This window comes from Cypionkella aquatica (genome assembly GCF_030161095.1).
In the GTDB taxonomy this organism is placed as follows: Bacteria; Pseudomonadota; Alphaproteobacteria; order Rhodobacterales; family Rhodobacteraceae; genus Cypionkella; species Cypionkella aquatica.
Map to the genome: position 1 here is coordinate 39213 of NZ_BSPP01000015.1, position 18258 is coordinate 57470.

At 61.1% G+C, this 18258-nt stretch carries 18 protein-coding genes and 1 tRNA gene; 13 read left to right on the forward strand and 6 right to left on the reverse strand.

Features of this window, described 5'->3' with window-relative positions; translation table 11 throughout:
• The 3 genes from QQJ98_RS18205 to QQJ98_RS18215 form a co-directional block, all read right to left on the reverse strand.
• Nucleotides 1-1032, reverse strand: coding sequence for a carbohydrate ABC transporter permease (locus tag QQJ98_RS18205; RefSeq protein WP_284326736.1), 1032 nt, complete (start codon nucleotides 1030-1032; stop codon nucleotides 1-3).
• A gap of 70 nt (nucleotides 1033-1102) precedes the next feature.
• Complete coding sequence (locus QQJ98_RS18210; protein ID WP_284326737.1) at nucleotides 1103-2356, reverse strand: ABC transporter substrate-binding protein; 1254 nt, start codon at nucleotides 2354-2356, stop codon at nucleotides 1103-1105.
• A gap of 196 nt (nucleotides 2357-2552) precedes the next feature.
• Nucleotides 2553-3710 (reverse strand): nuclear transport factor 2 family protein, encoded by a 1158-nt coding sequence (locus QQJ98_RS18215; protein WP_284326738.1) that lies wholly within the window; start codon nucleotides 3708-3710, stop codon nucleotides 2553-2555.
• 662 nt (nucleotides 3711-4372) lie between these two features.
• On the opposite strand from QQJ98_RS18215, the gene QQJ98_RS18220 reads away from it, so the two are divergent.
• From QQJ98_RS18220 to QQJ98_RS18250, 7 genes are read left to right on the forward strand one after another with little or no spacing between them, the layout of a single operon-like run.
• Nucleotides 4373-5935: an ABC transporter substrate-binding protein gene (locus tag QQJ98_RS18220; protein WP_284326739.1), complete on the forward strand. Its 1563-nt coding sequence runs from the start codon at nucleotides 4373-4375 to the stop codon at nucleotides 5933-5935.
• Nucleotides 5936-5993: 58 nt separating this feature from the next.
• Nucleotides 5994-6965, forward strand: a complete 972-nt coding sequence (locus tag QQJ98_RS18225) for an ABC transporter permease (RefSeq protein WP_284326740.1) — start codon at nucleotides 5994-5996, stop codon at nucleotides 6963-6965.
• A gap of 3 nt (nucleotides 6966-6968) precedes the next feature.
• Nucleotides 6969-7901, forward strand: coding sequence for an ABC transporter permease (locus QQJ98_RS18230; RefSeq protein ID WP_284326741.1), 933 nt, complete (start codon nucleotides 6969-6971; stop codon nucleotides 7899-7901).
• Nucleotides 7902-7904: 3 nt separating this feature from the next.
• Complete coding sequence (locus QQJ98_RS18235) at nucleotides 7905-9107, forward strand: amidohydrolase family protein (RefSeq protein ID WP_284326742.1); 1203 nt, start codon at nucleotides 7905-7907, stop codon at nucleotides 9105-9107.
• Nucleotides 9104-10594, forward strand: a complete 1491-nt coding sequence (locus tag QQJ98_RS18240; protein ID WP_284326743.1) for an amidohydrolase family protein — start codon at nucleotides 9104-9106, stop codon at nucleotides 10592-10594. The genes QQJ98_RS18235 and QQJ98_RS18240 overlap by 4 nt, the downstream gene beginning before the upstream one ends.
• Entirely contained in the window at nucleotides 10591-11577 is a 987-nt protein-coding gene (locus tag QQJ98_RS18245; RefSeq protein ID WP_284326744.1) for an ABC transporter ATP-binding protein, read from the forward strand. The genes QQJ98_RS18240 and QQJ98_RS18245 overlap by 4 nt, the downstream gene beginning before the upstream one ends.
• Complete coding sequence (locus QQJ98_RS18250; RefSeq protein WP_284326745.1) at nucleotides 11574-12596, forward strand: ABC transporter ATP-binding protein; 1023 nt, start codon at nucleotides 11574-11576, stop codon at nucleotides 12594-12596. Before QQJ98_RS18245 ends, QQJ98_RS18250 begins: the two co-directional genes overlap by 4 nt.
• 267 nt (nucleotides 12597-12863) lie before the next feature.
• Here the strand turns inward: QQJ98_RS18250 and QQJ98_RS18255 are convergent, their stop codons facing one another.
• Nucleotides 12864-13589: an aspartate/glutamate racemase family protein gene (locus QQJ98_RS18255; RefSeq protein WP_284326746.1), complete on the reverse strand. Its 726-nt coding sequence runs from the start codon at nucleotides 13587-13589 to the stop codon at nucleotides 12864-12866.
• A gap of 3 nt (nucleotides 13590-13592) precedes the next feature.
• Complete coding sequence (locus QQJ98_RS18260; protein WP_284326747.1) at nucleotides 13593-14228, reverse strand: flavin reductase family protein; 636 nt, start codon at nucleotides 14226-14228, stop codon at nucleotides 13593-13595.
• Nucleotides 14229-14403: 175 nt separating this feature from the next.
• On the opposite strand from QQJ98_RS18260, the gene QQJ98_RS18265 reads away from it, so the two are divergent.
• Nucleotides 14404-15090, forward strand: coding sequence for a GntR family transcriptional regulator (locus tag QQJ98_RS18265; protein ID WP_284326748.1), 687 nt, complete (start codon nucleotides 14404-14406; stop codon nucleotides 15088-15090).
• Nucleotides 15091-15120: 30 nt separating this feature from the next.
• Nucleotides 15121-15255, forward strand: coding sequence for a hypothetical protein (locus QQJ98_RS18270; RefSeq protein WP_284326749.1), 135 nt, complete (start codon nucleotides 15121-15123; stop codon nucleotides 15253-15255).
• Nucleotides 15256-15353: 98 nt separating this feature from the next.
• Here the strand turns inward: QQJ98_RS18270 and QQJ98_RS18275 are convergent.
• Nucleotides 15354-15443 (reverse strand) — tRNA-Ser (locus tag QQJ98_RS18275).
• A gap of 185 nt (nucleotides 15444-15628) precedes the next feature.
• On the opposite strand from QQJ98_RS18275, the gene QQJ98_RS18280 reads away from it, so the two are divergent.
• The 4 genes from QQJ98_RS18280 to QQJ98_RS18295 all read left to right on the forward strand — a co-directional run bounded on the left by QQJ98_RS18280 (nucleotide 15629) and on the right by QQJ98_RS18295 (nucleotide 18255).
• A complete protein-coding gene (locus QQJ98_RS18280; RefSeq protein ID WP_284326750.1) occupies nucleotides 15629-16489 on the forward strand; it encodes a hypothetical protein in 861 nt (286 codons plus the stop codon).
• A 351-nt stretch (nucleotides 16490-16840) separates the two neighbouring features.
• A complete protein-coding gene (rplU, locus tag QQJ98_RS18285) occupies nucleotides 16841-17293 on the forward strand; it encodes a 50S ribosomal protein L21 (RefSeq protein ID WP_284326751.1) in 453 nt (150 codons plus the stop codon).
• 6 nt (nucleotides 17294-17299) lie between these two features.
• Nucleotides 17300-17569: a 50S ribosomal protein L27 gene (gene rpmA / locus QQJ98_RS18290; protein ID WP_054009148.1), complete on the forward strand. Its 270-nt coding sequence runs from the start codon at nucleotides 17300-17302 to the stop codon at nucleotides 17567-17569.
• A 125-nt stretch (nucleotides 17570-17694) separates the two neighbouring features.
• On the forward strand, nucleotides 17695-18255 hold the full coding sequence (locus QQJ98_RS18295) for a GNAT family N-acetyltransferase (RefSeq protein WP_431307836.1): 561 nt from the start codon (nucleotides 17695-17697) through the stop codon (nucleotides 18253-18255).
• Nucleotides 18256-18258: the final 3 nt, after the last annotated feature.

Sequence of the window (18258 nt, forward strand, 5' to 3'; positions counted from 1 at the left end):
TTACACCACCTTCCGGTTAAAATCGCGCCATGTGCGCAGCAAGACCGGGGCCAACAGGATCAGCACGCCGATGATCGTGATCACCGAAGTCGCCCCGGCAGAGCCGAATTGCGCCGAATCCTGACTGACCAGATCATTGTAGACCAGCCATGACAGCGAGGTCGCATTGGCCTCGGCAGAAAAGCCGACGATGGGTTCAAACACCCGGAAATTGTCCATCAACTGCACCAGCGCCACAAAGGTCGCCAGCGGCATCAGATGCGGGATGATCACAAACCGCACGGATTGCCAGCGGGTTGCGCCATCCATCTTGGCGCTTTCCAGCGTATCCTGCGGCACGCTTTGCAATCCCGCATAGAACACCACAAAGGAAAACGGGCCATTGGTCCACACGCCATACAGCAGCAACACCGCCCATGTCAGCGCCGGAGATGCCCGCAGCGACAGCGTCGGATCGCCGGTCAGATGCTGCAAGCCTGCGCCCAAGATGCCCGCCGGGTTGAACATCCACGACAGGATCAGCGAGCCCACCAAGGGCGTGATGATCATGGGCAGCAACGACACAAAGATCGTCGGCCCGCGCAGCAGCTTGGGAATGGTGTTCACCGCCAAAGCCACCGCAAAGCCCAAGGCCATCGCAAGTGGGGTGACGAAAAAGCAATAGGCCAAAGTGAAGGCCAAGGCGCGGTAGAACGGCAGGTTCATCAGCCGCGCGCCAATGTCGCCAATGCCGTTGTTATCGCTGAATATTGCGCCAACTTCGGCCACAGCCAGATGGTTGCGGTTCAGATAGTTGGAAAAGCCTGCAAATTTGCCCAACGGCGCATCCGCGCGCAGCTTGGCCATCGCTTCGGTATCGACCTTGGTTTCACTGTCACAGCCAAACGGGCCGCAGCTTTCCACAGTGGTCAGGATTGCATCATGCTCGACGTAGAACGACTGCACCAGCACCGAGAAAATCGGCAATGTGATGAACAGCACCATCGCCAGCAGGGACGGAAAGATGAAAGCGAAGAAGGCACGATGCGGCATGGCAAGGCTCCGATCCAGAAATCAAAGGCTGCAAGGCGGGGGAGGCCACCTTGCAGCCCGTGGCGAAAGCTTACTTCAGAAAGCCGCCTTCTTTCGCCGCCGTATCATAGGCTGACTTCACATCCGCCAAAGCCTGATCGGCGTCTTCTTTACCGGCGATGAAATCGGCCAGTTCGGTTTGCAGGGCGGTGTGCAGCAGGCCCATGTAGGGCTGCATCGGGTAAGGCTTGGCGCCGCCCTTGGCATTGCCGATCACGCCCACGGCGGTCGGGCCGGGCTCGTACCCTGCCACCAGCCACGTTGCGACGCCGGGGTTTGCCGCGACAGTTTCCGGGCTGATGCCTTTGACCATCGCTTGGAAAGATGCCGCTGCATCTTCATCCGAGATATGCGACGCGATGGTAAAGCCATCCCACCACAAAGCCGCCGCCGGAATGGTGCCGCCGTTGATGGTGGGTGCTGCGGCAAAAGCGGTGCCTGCCGCCACTTCGGCGCTGGCCGTTGCCGGATCAATCGCCGCCGCCGCAAGCGAGCCCCACTGGTTCATCATCGCAACCTTGCCCGCATCCCAGACCTTGTTCAGCTCTGTCGCGTCATAGGTCAGATAGTCGGGGTTCATGAAGGTGGTCATCGCGCGCATGGTTTCCAGCACCTTGCGGCCACTGTCATTGTCAATCGCGAGTTCCGCCGAGCCATCGGCAAAGAGGTTGGTGCCGGTGCCCAGATACATGTTCACAAACTCGGCAGCGAGATCCCAGCCGGGTTTGTCAGCGGCGGCCAGCGGGTATTCCATCAGGCCCTTGTCCTTGATCACCTGCGCTGCGGCCAGCATGTCTTCATAGCTGGTCGGCACGGCAACACCGGCCTTTTCCAGAATGTCCTTGCGGTAGAACAGGTGCTGACCGTTGCCCATGAAGGCAATCGCCATCACCTTGCCGTCGATCTTGATCAACTGGTTCGGTTGCAGGCTGGCACCGTATTTGGCGACCAGATCATCCAGCGGGCGGATCAGCCCGTCGTTCAGCAGCGGCACGATGGAATTGTTCGCCACCACGGCCACGGTGTATTCGGCGGGATTGGCGGTCAGCGCCGGGCCCTGAATGTTCTTATGCTCGGCAGTGGCATTGGCCGTCACGGTGACGGTTGCGGTGGCGCAGGTTGCGGCCACATCATTGACGATGCGCAACGCTTCAAAGTCATTCGACAGGATCCGCACCGATCCCGCGCCCGTGATGCCGCAATCGGCCCATGCAGCCCCCCCCGAAAGCAGGGCCGCAACGCTTACCGCACCAGCCATCAACGCCTTGGTCATTCTGATTTTCATATCGCACCCTCTGTTGGTGATTTCATCTCTGCGGCTGAATCTGGCAGCCCGGAACCAATCTACCGCTAAAGCTAAACATTCTTTGCATACGATTGCAAATATAATATTGCGGCTGCACTCAAAAACATATGGCCGCCGAAACGCCAACGGCCCGCCGTTGCAGGCGAGCCGTTGAGTTGCTCGGGGGGGCTAGCTGCTACGCGATCAGCATCGCGGCCTTGCGGTCAGCCATCTGCGCCAGTTTCACCTGCACCAGCGCCGAGGCTTCGTCATAGACGCGCCATTCATCAACAATCTTGCCGTTTTTGTAGTGGAAATGCGTGATCCCCATCATTTGCACGCGCTTTCCGGTCGGAGCGCCCAGATGGTTCAGGATGCCATAGCCCAGATGGTGCCCCTCCATGATCCAGCGCACCGCGACCTTTTCGCCGCCTTCTTCGCAGGGGGTGGTGCAGATGTGCTGCGGGGTGAACGCCGCATCCGGCAGTGATCCGATCAGCCCCAAGGTTTGGTGAATGATCGAGGCCACACCATAAAGTTCCGCCATCAGCGGCCCATGATATTGCGCGGTCGGGGCGTAAAGATCGGCAATCTGGCCCAGCATCTTGCGGTTATAGACATCGTGCAGCCAGCGCAAAGTATGACGCTCAAGGTCGTTCGAGGCGATGGACAGATCAGCCTCGGCCTCTGGCGGATATTGCCCGATCATGTGGCGATTTTCGCCAATATCCAATGAAACCATGCCCTTATCAAACGCAGCGCTGGCGATTCTTTCGGCATAAGCCTGCACGTCCAGCCCCAATTGCTGCAAAATCGCGGTGGTGTCGGCGACAACCCATTCGCGGTAAATCTTGTTTTCATAGATCATGCAGTCGGCGATGGTGCGCGAGGTGAACATGCGGCCCGTCGGATAGCCCAAGTGGCCGTTCTGCGTGTGCCGCCCGGTGCCGGTGACCAGATGCGAGGTATAAAATCCTGCGTTTTCATCGCCCTTCCAGATCACCTGAGTCGCCATGCCGCGCCGCTCGGGGAAGGAAACCAGCCGCTGGATGGTGTCGCGCACAACCTCTTCCCGGGTGTAAAGCGTGCCCGTGGTGCCATAAAGCACGCAATTGTGGGTGTAGTGGCTGTAGATCAGCCCAATATCACGCTCGTCCCAGATCTTATGGGTGCAGCGCACGATGTAATCGACAATATCGGTGTAAATCGGATCAAAACCGCGCATGGCTTGCGTGCGCTTGCCATTGGCGGGGGCCAGATCGGGGTAATCGTGCCGCTCGACCTGCAACACCTTCTCGGCCCGCGCTGCCGCGACGTCGGTTTTCGACGCCGCGCTGTCCATCTTGTCTGCCATGTCCATTTTCGCCTTTTGCGCTGTTTCGCCCGCGCGTTCCCATGCGCCGCCGAGTGAGTTTACCTGATGGGCGCTAAAATGAACCTCAAAGCATACGTATGCAAGAAGAATCTGCTTTTACCCATGCCCGGTGATCAATCTATCGCCCGAGGGGGGAGGGGGCAGCGGCCGACACCCCGTCGCTGCTGTCAATTTCGGATGGCCATTTGGTCAGATGCTCTGCGTCAACAGGATGTCATCGCGTAACAAAGCGTCACTGTCAGCCGCAGCGCCCAAAGCGAAGGCAAAGGCGTGGTATGCGCCGGGGTGACTCTCAACTGGCACCACGTCAAAGAGTGCTGCAAGACGCGGCGTGCCTGCGTGGGAAAGGGGGCATGGTTCCGCGCACGACCGCCCACCATCCCATGCGCGTCTGGCTTGGCGAAAATCAGGCATTGGCGGCGGCCACCACTTCATCCTTTTCAGTCCCAATTTTTGTGCGAACTGCCAAGTAATCAGCTGAAACGTGCAATGTCGAAAATATTGTCGACAAAATTATTGACAAAATGATCCGCAATTCTGACAGTGCTTACAGGACGCTTGCTTCTGCCCCAGCGTTCACAACCTGCCCGCGAATCCCGGCATCAGACCGAGAGGAAGCGGGCCCTCAACAGGGAATGACCATGTTTTTCAAATCCACCCTGCTGGCCGGCGTCGCCATCGCCTGCTTTGCCACCGCCGGATCGGCGCAAACCCTGCGTTGGGGGGCTGCCCGAGATATCAATTCGCTCGACCCGTATTCCTATGGCTCGACCTTCACCATCAGCTTTCTGAACCATGTCTATGAAGGGCTGGTGCGTTACAACGGCGATCTTCAGATCGAACCGGCGCTTGCGACCGAATGGGAAGTGCTGCCGAACAACATCTGGCGCTTCAAGCTGCGCCAAGGTGTGAAGTTCCACGATGGCGCTGATTTCACCGCCGATGACGTGGTGTCATCGCTTGCCCGCGTCAGCCATCCCGACAGCCCGCTGAAGGGCAATCTGCCTGCCTTTAAGTCGGCCACCAAGGTCGATGACTACACCGTCGATATCGAACTTGTCGGCACCTATCCCTTGCTGCTGAACGATCTGACCAACATCCATATGTTTGATGCAGGCTGGCTGAAGGAACACAATGCCGAGCTGCCGACCGATGTGGCGAAAAAGGTCGAAGGCTATCCGACGTTCAACGCCAACGGCACTGGTCCGTTCATCGTCGAAAGCCGCGTGCCAGACAGCAAAACCGTGCTGATCGTCAATGATGGCTGGTGGGACACGCCCAAGCACAACCTGAAACGCATCGAATTCACCCCGATTGCGTCGGATGCGACCCGCGTGGCAGCCCTGCTGTCGGGTGAGATCGACTTTACCGAAAAAGCCCCGGTGCAGGATCTACCGCGCTTGGCCGCCACCCCGACCGTCAAGGTGATGGAAGCGAATGAGCTGCGCACCATCATGTTCGGCTTCAACTTCCAAGACAAACTGGCCAATGGCCAGCCGAACTTCTTCCAGCACAAGGAAATGCGCGAGGCTGTGGCGCTGGCCATCGACCTTAACCTGATCCGTGACAAGGTGATGCGCGGCAAATCCCGCGTCACCGGCACCGTGGTCGCACCCGCGATCCCCGGCTATGACGCGGCGCTGGACGTGCCTTCGGCCTATGACCCCGAAAAAGCCGCCGCGATGATCAAGGAACTTGGCGCCGAGGACTTTGCGTTTGAAATCGTCTGCGCCAACGATGTCTGGCTGAACGAGGAAGAAATCTGCAACGCCATGGTGTCGATGCTGACCCGCGTTGGCCTGAAGCCGACGCTGAGCATTGGTCCGAACGCCGTGCAGCAGATCAAGCAGACCAATGGCGAGGCCGATATGTTCAGCTTTGGCTGGGCGAACGAGCCGATGCTGGATGCCTATTCGATCCTGCTGCAAGTGTTCCAAACCAAAAGCGACAATGCCGGGGTATTCAACTGGGGTGGGTGGTCCTATCCTGAACTGGATAAGCTGATCATCGCGGCTTCGACCGAACTGGACCGCACCAAGCGGTTGGCCTTGGAATCGCAAGCGCTGAAGATCGTGAAGGACGAGTCGATCATGCTGCCCTTCCACCAGCAGCCGATGGCTTGGGCGACCTCGGACAAGGTGGAAAGCGTGGTGCAGCTTTCGGACAACAAGGGTCGCCATTGGCTGACCCGGATGACCGAATAAATCCGCATCAGGCCCGGCGCAACACGCGCCGGGCCCCACCCCTTACGGAGCCAGTCCCATGATTGTTTTCCTGATAAAACGGCTGGCGAACGCGGCATTTGTGATGCTCGTTGTGGCGCTGATGGCCTTCATGATTTTCCGCTTTGTCGGCGATCCGGTGCAGTTGATGGTCAACGAACAGACCACACAAGCCGAGCGGGATGAGCTGCGCGAACGCCTTGGCCTTAACCAATCCATGCCGATGCAATATCTGCACTTTGTCACCAATGCCGTGCAGGGCGATTTCGGGATATCCTACCGCAACCAGCAAGAGGTGATGAGCCTGATTGCCGAGCGTTTCCCCGCCACCATCGAACTGGTGCTGATGGCCACCATAATCTCGCTGGTGGTCGGCGTGCCTTTGGGGGTGATCACCGCCATTCATCGCGGCAAATGGTATTCCGAGGGGTTGCAATTCCTGTCGATCATCGGCGTCTCATTGCCCAGCTTCGTCATCGGCATCATGTTGATCCTGGTGTTCTCGGTGATGTTCAACATTCTGCCCGCCTTTGGCCGGGGCGATGTGGTCAGCATCGGCTGGTGGACCACGGGCCTGCTCACGCCATCGGGCCGCGCCGCGCTGATCTTGCCCTCTATCGCGCTGTCGTTCTACCAGATCACGCTGGTGATGCGGCTGGTGCGCGCTGAAATGCTGGAAGTGTTGCGGTCTGATTTCATCAAATTCGCCCGCGCCCGTGGTGTGCCAGCGTGGCGGGTGCATTACAGCCACGCCCTGCGCAACTGCCTGATGCCGGTGGTGACCATGACGGCGATGAACATCGGATCATTGATCGCCTTTGCGCTGATCACGGAAACCGTGTTCCAATGGCCGGGCATGGGGCTGTTGTTCATTCAAGCGGTCACCTTCGTCGATATCCCGGTGATGGCCGCCTATCTCTGCATCGTCTCTTTCATCTTCGTCGCGCTGAACACGCTGGTGGATATCACCTATGCGCTGATCGACCCGCGCCTGCGCAATGCAAAGGCCTGATCCATGACCGTCAATCTGACCTCGCCAAGCCTGTTCGCCCGCATCCGCCAAAGCGATCTGTGGTATTCGTTCACCCGGCAACGCAGCGCCGTCTTTGCGGCGATACTGTTGGCGGTGCTGATCATCAGCGCTTTCACCGCCCCGCTTTACGCGCCGCAAAACCCGTTTGATCCGGCGCAACTTGAGCTCTGGAACGCCGAAATCCCGCCGATCTGGCTAGAGGGCGGCCAATGGCCCTACCTGCTTGGCACCGACACCCAAGGCCGCGATATTCTGTCGGCGATCCTTTATGGTTCGCGCATCTCAATCCTGATCGGCATTGCCTCGGTGGTGTTTGCGCTGTTGATCGGGATCGGCACTGGCCTGGCTGCGGGCTACTACGGCGGCTTTGTCGAAAACGCTTTGATGCGGGTGGGTGATATTCTGCTGTCGATCCCCACCATCCTGATTGCCATTCTGGTCAGCGCCATCGTGCGCGAATTGCTGCCACCTGCCTTGCGCGATGTCGGCGCGGCGGGGGTGCTGGTCTTGGCCATCGTGCTCAGCGGCTGGGTGCAATATGCCCGCACCGTGCGCGCCCAAACCGCCGTAGAGCGTGGCAAGGAATATGTGCAAGCAGCCCAACTGCTGAAAGTGCCCGCCCGCCGCATCATGTTCAGCCATATCCTGCCCAACACGCTGACGCCGATCCTTGTCGCGGCCACGCTGAACTTTGGCATGGCGATCCTGACCGAGGCGACGCTGTCTTTCCTTGGCATCGGGATGCCGCCCAGCCAGCCCAGCCTTGGCACGCTGATCCGGCTTGGCAACCAATTCCTGTTCTCTGGCATGTGGTGGATCGTGCTGTTCCCCGTGCTGCAACTGTGCCTGCTCGTCGTGTCGGTCAACCTGCTGGGTGACTGGCTGCGCGATGCCCTGAACCCGAAACTGAGGTAAGTCATGACCGATCTTTTGCTGCGCAATATCCGTGTGATGGCGCACGCCGCCACTGATCTGCTGATCCGCGATGGCCGTATCGCAGCCATCGGCCCGAACCTTGCCGTTGATGGTGTCGCGGTCGAGGACGGGCAGGGCGCGATTGCCATTCCGGCGCTGGTCGATGCCCACACTCATCTGGATAAAACCACTTGGGGCATGGGCTGGTATACGGGGCGCAAGGGCGGCGATCTGCAAGACCTGATAGACAACGAACGTAATGAGCGTATCCCCTTGGGCCTTGACGTGCATCGCCAGTCGATGCGCCATGCGTTGCAGCTGATCGCCAATGGCACCGGCCATATCCGCAGCCATGTCGATGTAGACCACGACCACAAGCTGACGCTGCTGGAAGGCAAGCTGCGCACCCGCGAAGCCTTGCGCGGGGCCGTCGATCTGCAAATCGTCGCTTTCCCGCAATCGGGCCTGATGATCCGCCCCGGCGTTTATGAGCTGCTGGACGAAGCCTTGGCGATGGGGGCTGATATTGTTGGCGGGCTGGACCCGTCGTCGATGGACCGCGACCCGAAAGCCTCCCTCGATGCCATCTTCCGGCTGGCCGAAAAGCACGGCAAGCCCATCGACATTCACCTGCACGAATACGGCGAACTCGGTGCCTTCACGTTGGAAGAAATCATCACCCGCACCCGCGCGCATGGGATGCAGGGCAAGGTTGGCGTCTCGCATTGCTTCTGTCTGGGCACGCCCGACCCGCACCGCGTTGGGCCTTTGATGGAGGCTGTCGCCCGCGAAGACATCCGCATCTTCACCACCGGCCACCCGTCGGCCGAGGTGCCAAGCCTGCAAGACATGCGCGCGGCTGGCATCAAGGTTGGCATGGGCTGCGACGGTATCCGCGACACTTGGGGGCCGTGGGGCCAGCCCGACATGCTGCACCGCGCCCGCATTGTGGGCATGAAAAACCGCATGCGCCGCGATGACGAGTTGGAACTGCTGCTTGATACCGCCTCGCGCGGTGGGGCCGATGCGATGGGGGTGGAGGCTTTGGGGCTGGTGGTGGGCGCTGTCGCCGATCTGACGCTGGTCGCAGGCGAAACCCTTGCACATGCTGTGGTCGAAGAAGTCGCGCGCCCCTTGGTCGTCAAAGGCGGTCGCGTGGTTGCCCGCAACGGCGCGCTGGCCCTGCCGGGGATCACCATGCCATGACTACACTTGCTGAACTAACGCTTGGCGCGCAGCCGCCGGGCCGCACCGCGCTGACTGCCGATTGGGTGCTGGGCCACACCGAAAGCGGCCATTGCCTGATACCGGGCGGCGAGGTGGTGTTTGAAGCGGGTCGCATCCTGCACGTCGGCCAACGCTTTGAAGGCGAGGTCGCCCGCCGCATTTCCCTTGGCCGTGCCCTGATCTCGCCCGGCCTGATCGACCTTGATGCGCTGTCTGATCTCGACACCACCGTGCTTTCCATCGACCACAACCCCGGCTGGGCGAAAGGCCGGGTCTGGCCGCGCTCTTACGTCGAACGTGGCCCCTATGAGATGTATTCCCCAGAAGAACTGGCCTTCCAGAAACGCTACGCCTTCGCGCAACTGCTGCTGAATGGCATCACCACCGCCGCGCCGATCGCCTCCCTCTTTTACCGCGAATGGGCCGAAACCACCGCCGAATTCACCGCCGCCGCCGAGGCCGCAGCTGAAATGGGCCTGCGCGTCTACCTCTCGCCCGCCTACCGCGCGGGTGGCATGGTGCTGGACGCCCCCGGCCAGATGAGCCCGGTGTTTGACGAGCCGCGCGGCATGGCAGGCCTTGACGACGCCATCGCCTTCATCACCGCACAACAAGGCCGCCACAACGGCCTGATCAACGGCATGCTCGCCCCCGACCGGGTGGAAACCTGCACCGCGCCTTTGCTGAAACGCACGATGGACGCCGCCCGCGATCTGGATTGCCGCGTGCGTCTGCACATGGCACAGGGCGCGATGGAGGTGCAGACGGTGCAAGCCCTGCACGGCACCACCGCCCCCGATTGGCTGGCGCGCGAAGGCCTGCTGAGTGACCGCATCCTTGCCCCCCATGCCACCAACGCCACCGAAATTGATCTGACCCACTACGCCGAAAACGGTGTCAGCGTCATCCACTGCCCGCTGGTCTCGGCACGCGGCGGCTCGATCCTGCGCTCGTTCGGCAGCCTGCGCGCGCGTGGCATCAACATCGCCATGGGCACCGACACCGCCCCCGCCGATATGCTGCTGAACCTGCTGACAGGCCTGATGACCGCCCGCATCGCAGACCCCACCGCCCCCCATCAGCAATCCGCCGATTTCTGGGATGCCGCGACCTTGGGCGGCGCCCGCGCGCTGGGCCGCAGCGACATTGGTTGCCTGAAACCGGGTGCCTGCGCCGACATCGCCATCTTCCGGCTGGATGACGCCATCATGACCCCGGCGATTGACCCGATCACCACCCTGATCGCAGGCGGCTCCGGCAAAGTCACCCAAGCCACCTTTGTCGATGGCCGCCTGTCGATGTGCGAAGGCCGCGTCGCGGGCATCGACATCGCCACCGCGCAAAGCCGCGCGCAGGCGCAGTTCGACGGCCTGCGCGCAAAATACCCCGAGCGCAGTTGGCAGCACCCCCCGGTCGCTGAACTGTTCCCCCCCAGCTACCCGATCCGACAGGACACACAGCCATGACCCAGACACCGACGCTTGATGTCCGCGCCCTGCGGGTGGAATTTCCGGGCCGCCATGGCACGGTGACAGCTCTTGCCGATATCAGCCTGACCATCCAGCCCGGCGAAATCCTTGGTGTGGTGGGCGAATCCGGGGCGGGCAAATCCATGACCGGCCTTGCGGTGCAGGGCCTGCTGGAACCCCCCGGCCATGTTGCGGGCGGCGAGGTCTGGCTGAACGGTCGCCGCATCGACCAATTGTCAGACCGCGAGATGGAAAAGGTGCGCGGCCGCGAAATCGGTGCGATCTTTCAAGACCCGCTGACCTCGCTGAACCCGCTGTTTTCGGTTGGCAAACAACTGGTTGAGACCATCCGCCTGCACCTGCCGCTTAACCGCGCCGAGGCCCGCATCCGCGCGATAGAACTGCTGGCCGAGGTTGGCATCCCCGGCCCGGACATCCGCGTCGACCACTTTCCCCACCAATTTTCCGGCGGGATGCGGCAGCGGGTGGTGATCGCCCTGGCCCTCGCCGCGCGCCCGAAACTGATCATCGCGGACGAGCCGACCACGGCGCTGGATGTGTCGATCCAAGCCCAGATCACCTCGCTTCTGCGCCGCCTGTGCAAAGACAACGGCACAGCGGTGATGCTGGTCACGCATGACATGGGCGTCATTGCCGAAACCGCCGACCGCGTGGCGGTGATGTATGCCGGGCGCTTGGTGGAAATCGGCCCGGTCGCCGATGTGATCGCCCGCCCAAGCCACCCTTACACGCGCGGCCTGATGGGCTCGATCCCGACTTTGGGCGCACGGGTGCCGCGCCTGCAGCAGATCGACGGCGCGATGCCGCGTCTGGATGCCATCCCGCAAGGCTGCGCCTTTAACCCGCGCTGCCCGCAAGTGATGCCGCGCTGCCGGATCGAGCGCCCGCATCTGCTGCCCAGCGGGTCTGGCCACAGCGCCTGCTGGCTGAACCAACCCGCACAGGAGAGCGCCGCATGACCACGCCCAGCCCCATTCCCGCCCTCACCGTCACGCATCTGTCGCGGTTGTTCAACGTCTCGGCCCCTTGGCTGAACCGGGTGATCGAGCGCAAACCCAAAGCCTATTTGCGCGCCGTCGATGATATCAGCTTTGCGGTGCCCTCGGGGGGCTGCCTTAGTCTTGTCGGCGAAAGCGGCTGCGGCAAATCCACCGTCGCGCGACTGGTCACGGGGCTTTATGCGCCGACCGCGGGCCAAATGCAATTTGCCATGGGCAAGAATGGCAAGCCCTTGGCCGCACAGATGATTTTCCAAGACCCCTACGCCAGCCTCAACCCGCGCTGGCGGGTGTTCGACATCATCGCCGAACCCCTGCGCGAATTGAAACTGCGTGACACCGAGGCTGACATCACCGAACGAGTCGGTGAATTGCTGACCACCGTTGGCCTTGCCCCGCGCGATGGCCGCAAATTCCCGCACGAGTTTTCCGGCGGCCAGCGTCAGCGCATCTCCATCGCCCGCGCCTTGGCGACCGAGCCGGAATTTCTGGTCTGCGACGAGCCGACCTCGGCTTTGGACGTGTCAGTGCAGGCGCAAATCCTGAATCTGATGCGGCGTTTGCAGGACGAAATCGGCCTGACCTACCTGTTCATCAGCCATGATATGAGCGTGGTGCGCCATATGTCTGACCAGATTGCGGTGATGTATCTGGGCCGCATCGTTGAACAAGCCGCAACCGAAGTGCTATTCGCCAACCCCAAACACCCCTACACGCAGCTTCTGTTGGAAACCATTCCCAACGTCACCGCCCCCAAACGCGACCGCGAGGTGCAATCGGGTGAAGTGCCCAGCCCGATGAAACCGCCCTCAGGCTGCACCTTCCACCCCCGCTGCCCGCAAGCCGACGCCCGCTGCGCAGCAGAGCGCCCCGAGATGCAGGCCTACAGCGACGGCAGCCGCGTGGCGTGTCACCGCGTCGCCGAAAGCATAGCGGCGCTTGCGGTGCCGCAGGTGGACGAGCGGCGGCTTTCGGCATAATTTCAGCAATCTAGGACGGCCCCTGAAGGTGGATCATCACGGGGCGTCCTGCTGATATCTGAGCAGCGCCTTAACGCGCCAGATCTTCATGAACACTACATATTGTTAGTGTTTCTTCAAAAACCGCAGCCTATATAATTTCGTCCCAGCGGGGACAAAACCAAGCCGATTCTGCCGCGTTTGTCGGTGCCGCAAACCCACCCCATAAAAAAACCGCGCCGATAGTCTGGCGCGGTCAGGTGGCCCAGCACGGGCATCGGGAAGGGTTCAAGCAGTCTCGGCCAGCACTGGGCCGGATTTCACGCGCGGATAATCATAAGCGCCGATTTTTGAGGTCGCATAGCCGCCGCCCACCAGCCCCTCGGCCAGCTTCACCGCCGCACTCACCCCGTCAATCACCGGCACCCCGGTCCTGAATTGCAGCCGCTCGCACAGATCAGACATTCCCGCGCAGCCCAGCACGACCGCTTCGGCCCCGTCGATATCCCGCGCCGCTTCAATCTCGCGCACCAACCGCGCCTCGGCGGTGATTGGATCGGATTCCAGCGCCAACACCGGCATGTCCACCGCCCGCACATTGCGGCAGCGATGGCCGACCCCATAAGCCTCGACCAGATCTTCAATGATCGGAACCGATCGGGGCAGGGTGGTGACAATCGAAAACCGGGTGGCAATCGTGGTCGCAACCTGCACCGCCGCCTGACAAATCCCGATCACCGGACCGCGCGCGATTTCCCGCGCCGCAGCCAGCCCCGGATCGTCAAAGCAGGCGATCACATAGGCGTCGATCCCGCGCGCCTCGCCGTCGCGGATCAAATCAAGCATCGCAGGAACCGCCAGCGCCTCATCGGCGTGGCCTTCAATACTGGCGGGCGTGCCATATGGGTTCACCGCTTCGATCTGTGTCGTCGCAAACGCACAACGCCGCGCGCTTGCGTCGATCTGCGCCGTCATTGACGCGGTGGAGTTCGGATTGATCACCAATATCTTCATGTCTCAGACCCCGACCTTCAGGCGACCCTGCACCGCCTCAAGCCCCGGGGATGGCATCACAAATTGCCGGTCCGAGGTTATGTAATTGTCGCCATGCAGCCGGGCGATGGGTTGATAACGGTCGGGGTCAACATAGCGCCCCTCGGCATCCAGACAGTCGCGCCGCACATGCATATGCACGACCTCGCCCAACACGATCACCCGACGGTCATAGTCTATCAACCGCTCCACCCGACATTCCATCGCGCAGGGGCTTTCGGCCACCCGCCGCGCGGCCACCTGATCACAAGGCGCTGCGGTCAGCCCAGCCAGCGAAATTTCATCCACATCCGCCGCCACCGCCAGCCCGCACACCAGCATCGCATCGGCAATCGCCATATCGACCATGTTCACCACAAATTCCCCACTGCGCCGAATATTGCGCACCGTGTCTTTTTCCTGCCCATCAGCCTTGGTCTGGATGCCAAGGATCACAATCGCCGGATCATGCGAGAACACGTTGAAAAAGCTCATCGGCGCGGCATTGTCCTGCCCGGTTTCCGAAACCGTGGACACCAGCGCGATGGGCCGGGGGCCAACAAAATTGGTCAGCAGGCGATAGCGATCCTGTGCCGTGATCTGAGTGAAATCAAAATCCATCGCGCGTTCCCGTCCGCTGGTTGCAGGGTTGCGGACTCTTGCAGAATCCACCCGGAGTTTTCTGGTTGCTGTGATAGACAATATTGTCTACATTTTTGTAGTCAACATCAACATGCCGTACAGATTGACTTTTTGATGCAGGCAGCAAGTATGTCGACGGAACAAAGGAGCCTTCATGTATCACAGCAAAGAAACCGTGACGGGTCCGACAGCCGAGATCTGTGAACGCATCTGGCTGTCCATTGCGGAAAAGCGCCTCCGCCCCGGTGCGCGCCTGAAAGAAGAGCAGTTGGCCGAGATATTCGAGGTCAGCCGCGCCCGCGTCCGGCAAGCGCTGTCGGTTCTGGAAAGCGATGGTCTGGTCACGATCGTGCCCAACCGTGGGGCGTTTGTGGCCGAACCGGGGGTGGATGAGGCGCGCGATGTCTTTCACGTCCGCAAACAGATCGAGGCCCGCGTGGTCGAGCGGTTGATCGACCGTATCACCGATGCGCAAATCCCGTTGCTGCAAGCGCATCTGTTGAAAGAACGTGAGGCCGATCAACGTGGCGACACCTCGGCGACCATTCGCCTCTCGGGCGGCTTCCACCTCTTGCTGGCAGAGCTGGCGGGGTCGGATTTTTTGTTCGGGATCCTGCGCGATCTGATCTCACGCAGTTCGCTGATCACGGCGATGTATCGTTCGCGCCATCTGCACAACTGTGGCCCTGACGAACATGCAGCATTGATCGAGCACATCGCGGCCCGCGACACGCCGGGTGCGATGCAGATCATGCTCAACCACCTTCAGCACGTCGAGGACGAACTGGACCTGACCGCCGAAGCCCCCACCACCCGCGATTTACGCCAGGCGTTGGTGTGATCAAGGCATGACAGGGGATGGCTGTCCGCGATGCGCGGGGCCACCCCCAACCAGATCGCCCGGCATTTTACCCGCGATGGCACCACCGCCGTGCAACCTCTGCTGGAAAGCCTGGCTACTCTCGACTACGCCACCCGCGCCGAGGCTGGCAGATTCTTGTCCTGAACATCGCCGCATCGCTGTTCAAGCGTTTTTTCTAAGATGGGGTGATAGGTGGGTATCAATCCAAAGCACGCATAAAATCAAATGGTTTCAATGGTGATTGGCGGAGAGACAGGGATTCGAACCCTGGGTCGGCGCAAACCGACAACGGTTTTCGAGACCGCCGCATTCGACCACTCTGCCACCTCTCCGCGGTAGGGATCGTGGCGGGGATTTAGCGGGGTCCATCCGCGCTTGCAACCCCGATTTTGCGGCAACTTGCGAAAGACTTTCGGCAAGCCTCCGCCTGTGCTCACCAATCTGTGCGCGCCGGGTGCTTGGCAGCGACGCTGCAACGCCGTAGCAAGGGCTGCACTCTGCCGTGAAAGGCCACCCTATGCTGCGCCCCCTGCTGTTGTCGCTTTGCCTTGCTGCGCCCCTGACCGCCCTCTCTCTGCCTGCCATGCCGCTGCATGCGCAAACGCTGGGGCCGCAGCCTGAAACCTCAAGCCTCACGCAGACGCTGAAGATTGATGCGCTGATCGCGGTGATGCGCAGCGAAGGGCTGGCCAATGGCAAAGAGATGGAGGCCGATCTGTTTCCGGGGCAGGGTGGGGCGGCTTGGGGCGTGGTGCTCAGCCGGGTCTATGACACCCAACGCCTGCATCAGATCTTCGACGCGGCGCTGGCGAAATCGCTGCAGAATGATCCCGCGACGCAAACCGCGATGCGTGAGTTCTTTTCAGCGCCCTTGGGCCAACGTATTCTCGCGCTAGAGATCGACGCCCGCAAAACCCTGCTCGATGACAAGGCCACCGCCGCCGCCGCAGCGATCTGGGGCCGCGCGCTCAATGCCAAAACCCCCCGTGCCGCCCAGATCAACCGCTTTGCCGAGGTCAATGATCTTGTCGAATCCAACGTCATGGGCGCGATGAACGGCAATCTGGCCTTCTATCGTGGCATGAACGCCGCCGGAGCTTTCCCCCAGCCGATGCCCGAAGACGATATGCTTGCCGATGTCTGGGGGCAGGAAAACGATGTGCGCCGCGATACCGTCGAATGGCTCTATCCGTTTTTGATGCTGGCCTATCAGCCGCTCTCGGATGCCGAGCTTGAGCAGTATATCGCGTTTTCCACCACGCCCGAAGGCCAGAAAGCCAATGCGGCAGTGTTCACGGCCTTTGATGCGATGTTCGTGCAAGTCTCGAAAGAGCTCGGCCAATCCGCGGGCCGCCTGATGGCCGGGCAAGACATCTGACCCCCACCCATTGACCCTCTCCCATTGGCCGCAAACCGCCCCGGTCATCCTCTCTGCTTAAATATCCCCGCCGGAGGCTTCCTTGGCAAATGCCGGATGCCTCCGGCGGGAATATTTGAGCCAGTGTGAAACCCCGAACCCGCCCGCCCGAATCCGCCCACCCGAACCCGGGCCTTGACACCATCTACAACCCACAGCATAAGCCCTCATCCCGGCGAGGTGCGAATCTCGTCGGGTCTTTATTTCATGACGCCCATTGGGGCGCGCAGTCCGAGGCGGGGCAACCCACAAACTCAAACGGTCTCACCACCGCAAGGGCCACAAGACGCGGAGCAAGAGAAGGAAAGACCCATGTTCGCGGTCCTCAAGACAGGCGGCAAGCAGTATAAAGTGCAGGCGGGTGACGTTCTGCGCGTTGAAAAGCTTGATGCCGTTGCTGGTCAAAAGATCCAGTTCAACGAAATTCTGATGGTTGGCGGCGAAAGCCTGACCATCGGCGTGCCCTTCGTGGCAGGTGCTGCCGTGCAGGCAGAAGTGATCGACCAGATCAAAGGCGAAAAGGTCATCCACTTTGTCAAACGCCGTCGTAAGCACTCGTCGCAGCGCACCAAAGGCCACCGTCAGCACCTGACGCTGGTTCGCGTTCTGGACGTGCTGGCCACCGGCGCTGATGCCTCGGGCGTCGCTGCTGCAACCGGCACCGCCGATGCACGTCGCGCTGCTCATAACGCCGCTCCGGCAGCTGTTGTCGAAGCCCCTGCAAAACCGAAGCGCGCTGCCAAAGCCGCTGCTGCACAGGAGTAATCCCCCATGGCACACAAAAAAGCAGGCGGCTCATCCCGCAACGGCCGCGACTCGGCTGGCCGTCGCCTTGGCGTGAAACTGTTCGGTGGCCAAGTCGCCATTCCGGGCAATATCATTGTGCGTCAGCGCGGCACCACCTGGTTCCCCGGTGAAGGCGTTGGCATGGGCGTGGATCACACCCTGTTCGCCAAAGTCGAAGGCCATGTCACCTTCAAAAAAGGCTTCAAAGGCCGCACCTTTATTTCTGTGCTTCCGGCAGCGAAAGCCGCAGAATAAGCCGAACCTTTACAATTCGATTGTAGACAGGGGATCGGTCGAAAGGCCGGTCCCCTTCCTTATTTCCGCCTCAGGAATAAGGTTTATCAGAGCTTTCGCTCTGCATGGCTTTCAGGAGTAAGCCCGTGGTTTTGGATATGATTGCCGTTCCCACCGAAGGCCAGATTGCCGCTGGTCGCTTCGTGCTGCGCCCGGTGCAACGCTCGGATGCGGGCCTGTTCGCGCTTTACGCGGGCGACAAGCGCGTGGCCGAAGCCACCCATTCGATTCCCCATCCCCTGCCGCCGGGGGCCGCAGAGGCGTTTGTTGCCCGCGCGATGGGCGGTCGCTCGGGCGAACAGATCTGGGCGATGGATGGCTCGGCCACCGGTCTGGCCGAGGTGTTGGGCGTGATCAGCCTAAAGCCGATGGATGCCCACAAGCCGACGCATGGCCAATCTGAAATCCGCTATTGGGTGGCCCCGGCGTTCTGGAACACCGGCATCGCGTCCGAGGCCGTCAAGGCCCTTGTCGCCGCCAATCCGCAAAGCAACTGCACGATCTTCGCAGAGGTGTTTCAGGACAATCCCGGCTCCGCGCGTGTGCTGACCAATGCGGGCTTTGGCTATCTGGGCGATGCCGAAACCTTTTCGGTGGCGCGCAATGCTTTGGTGCCGACCTGGACCTATGTAAAGAAACTGGCCTGAGGG

What these genes read in the sequence shown, in the direction of transcription:
- QQJ98_RS18205 (WP_284326736.1), bottom strand. Translation starts at nt 1,032, where the DNA reads ATGCCGCATCGTGCCTTCTTCGCTTTCATCTTTCCGTCCCTGCTGGCG.
- QQJ98_RS18210 (WP_284326737.1), bottom strand. Translation starts at nt 2,356, where the DNA reads ATGAAAATCAGAATGACCAAGGCGTTGATGGCTGGTGCGGTAAGCGTT.
- QQJ98_RS18215 (WP_284326738.1), bottom strand. Translation starts at nt 3,710, where the DNA reads ATGGCAGACAAGATGGACAGCGCGGCGTCGAAAACCGACGTCGCGGCA.
- QQJ98_RS18220 (WP_284326739.1), top strand. Translation starts at nt 4,373, where the DNA reads ATGTTTTTCAAATCCACCCTGCTGGCCGGCGTCGCCATCGCCTGCTTT.
- QQJ98_RS18225 (WP_284326740.1), top strand. Translation starts at nt 5,994, where the DNA reads ATGATTGTTTTCCTGATAAAACGGCTGGCGAACGCGGCATTTGTGATG.
- QQJ98_RS18230 (WP_284326741.1), top strand. Translation starts at nt 6,969, where the DNA reads ATGACCGTCAATCTGACCTCGCCAAGCCTGTTCGCCCGCATCCGCCAA.
- QQJ98_RS18235 (WP_284326742.1), top strand. Translation starts at nt 7,905, where the DNA reads ATGACCGATCTTTTGCTGCGCAATATCCGTGTGATGGCGCACGCCGCC.
- QQJ98_RS18240 (WP_284326743.1), top strand. Translation starts at nt 9,104, where the DNA reads ATGACTACACTTGCTGAACTAACGCTTGGCGCGCAGCCGCCGGGCCGC.
- QQJ98_RS18245 (WP_284326744.1), top strand. Translation starts at nt 10,591, where the DNA reads ATGACCCAGACACCGACGCTTGATGTCCGCGCCCTGCGGGTGGAATTT.
- QQJ98_RS18250 (WP_284326745.1), top strand. Translation starts at nt 11,574, where the DNA reads ATGACCACGCCCAGCCCCATTCCCGCCCTCACCGTCACGCATCTGTCG.
- QQJ98_RS18255 (WP_284326746.1), bottom strand. Translation starts at nt 13,589, where the DNA reads ATGAAGATATTGGTGATCAATCCGAACTCCACCGCGTCAATGACGGCG.
- QQJ98_RS18260 (WP_284326747.1), bottom strand. Translation starts at nt 14,228, where the DNA reads ATGGATTTTGATTTCACTCAGATCACGGCACAGGATCGCTATCGCCTG.
- QQJ98_RS18265 (WP_284326748.1), top strand. Translation starts at nt 14,404, where the DNA reads ATGTATCACAGCAAAGAAACCGTGACGGGTCCGACAGCCGAGATCTGT.
- QQJ98_RS18270 (WP_284326749.1), top strand. Translation starts at nt 15,121, where the DNA reads ATGCGCGGGGCCACCCCCAACCAGATCGCCCGGCATTTTACCCGCGAT.
- QQJ98_RS18280 (WP_284326750.1), top strand. Translation starts at nt 15,629, where the DNA reads ATGCTGCGCCCCCTGCTGTTGTCGCTTTGCCTTGCTGCGCCCCTGACC.
- rplU (WP_284326751.1), top strand. Translation starts at nt 16,841, where the DNA reads ATGTTCGCGGTCCTCAAGACAGGCGGCAAGCAGTATAAAGTGCAGGCG.
- rpmA (WP_054009148.1), top strand. Translation starts at nt 17,300, where the DNA reads ATGGCACACAAAAAAGCAGGCGGCTCATCCCGCAACGGCCGCGACTCG.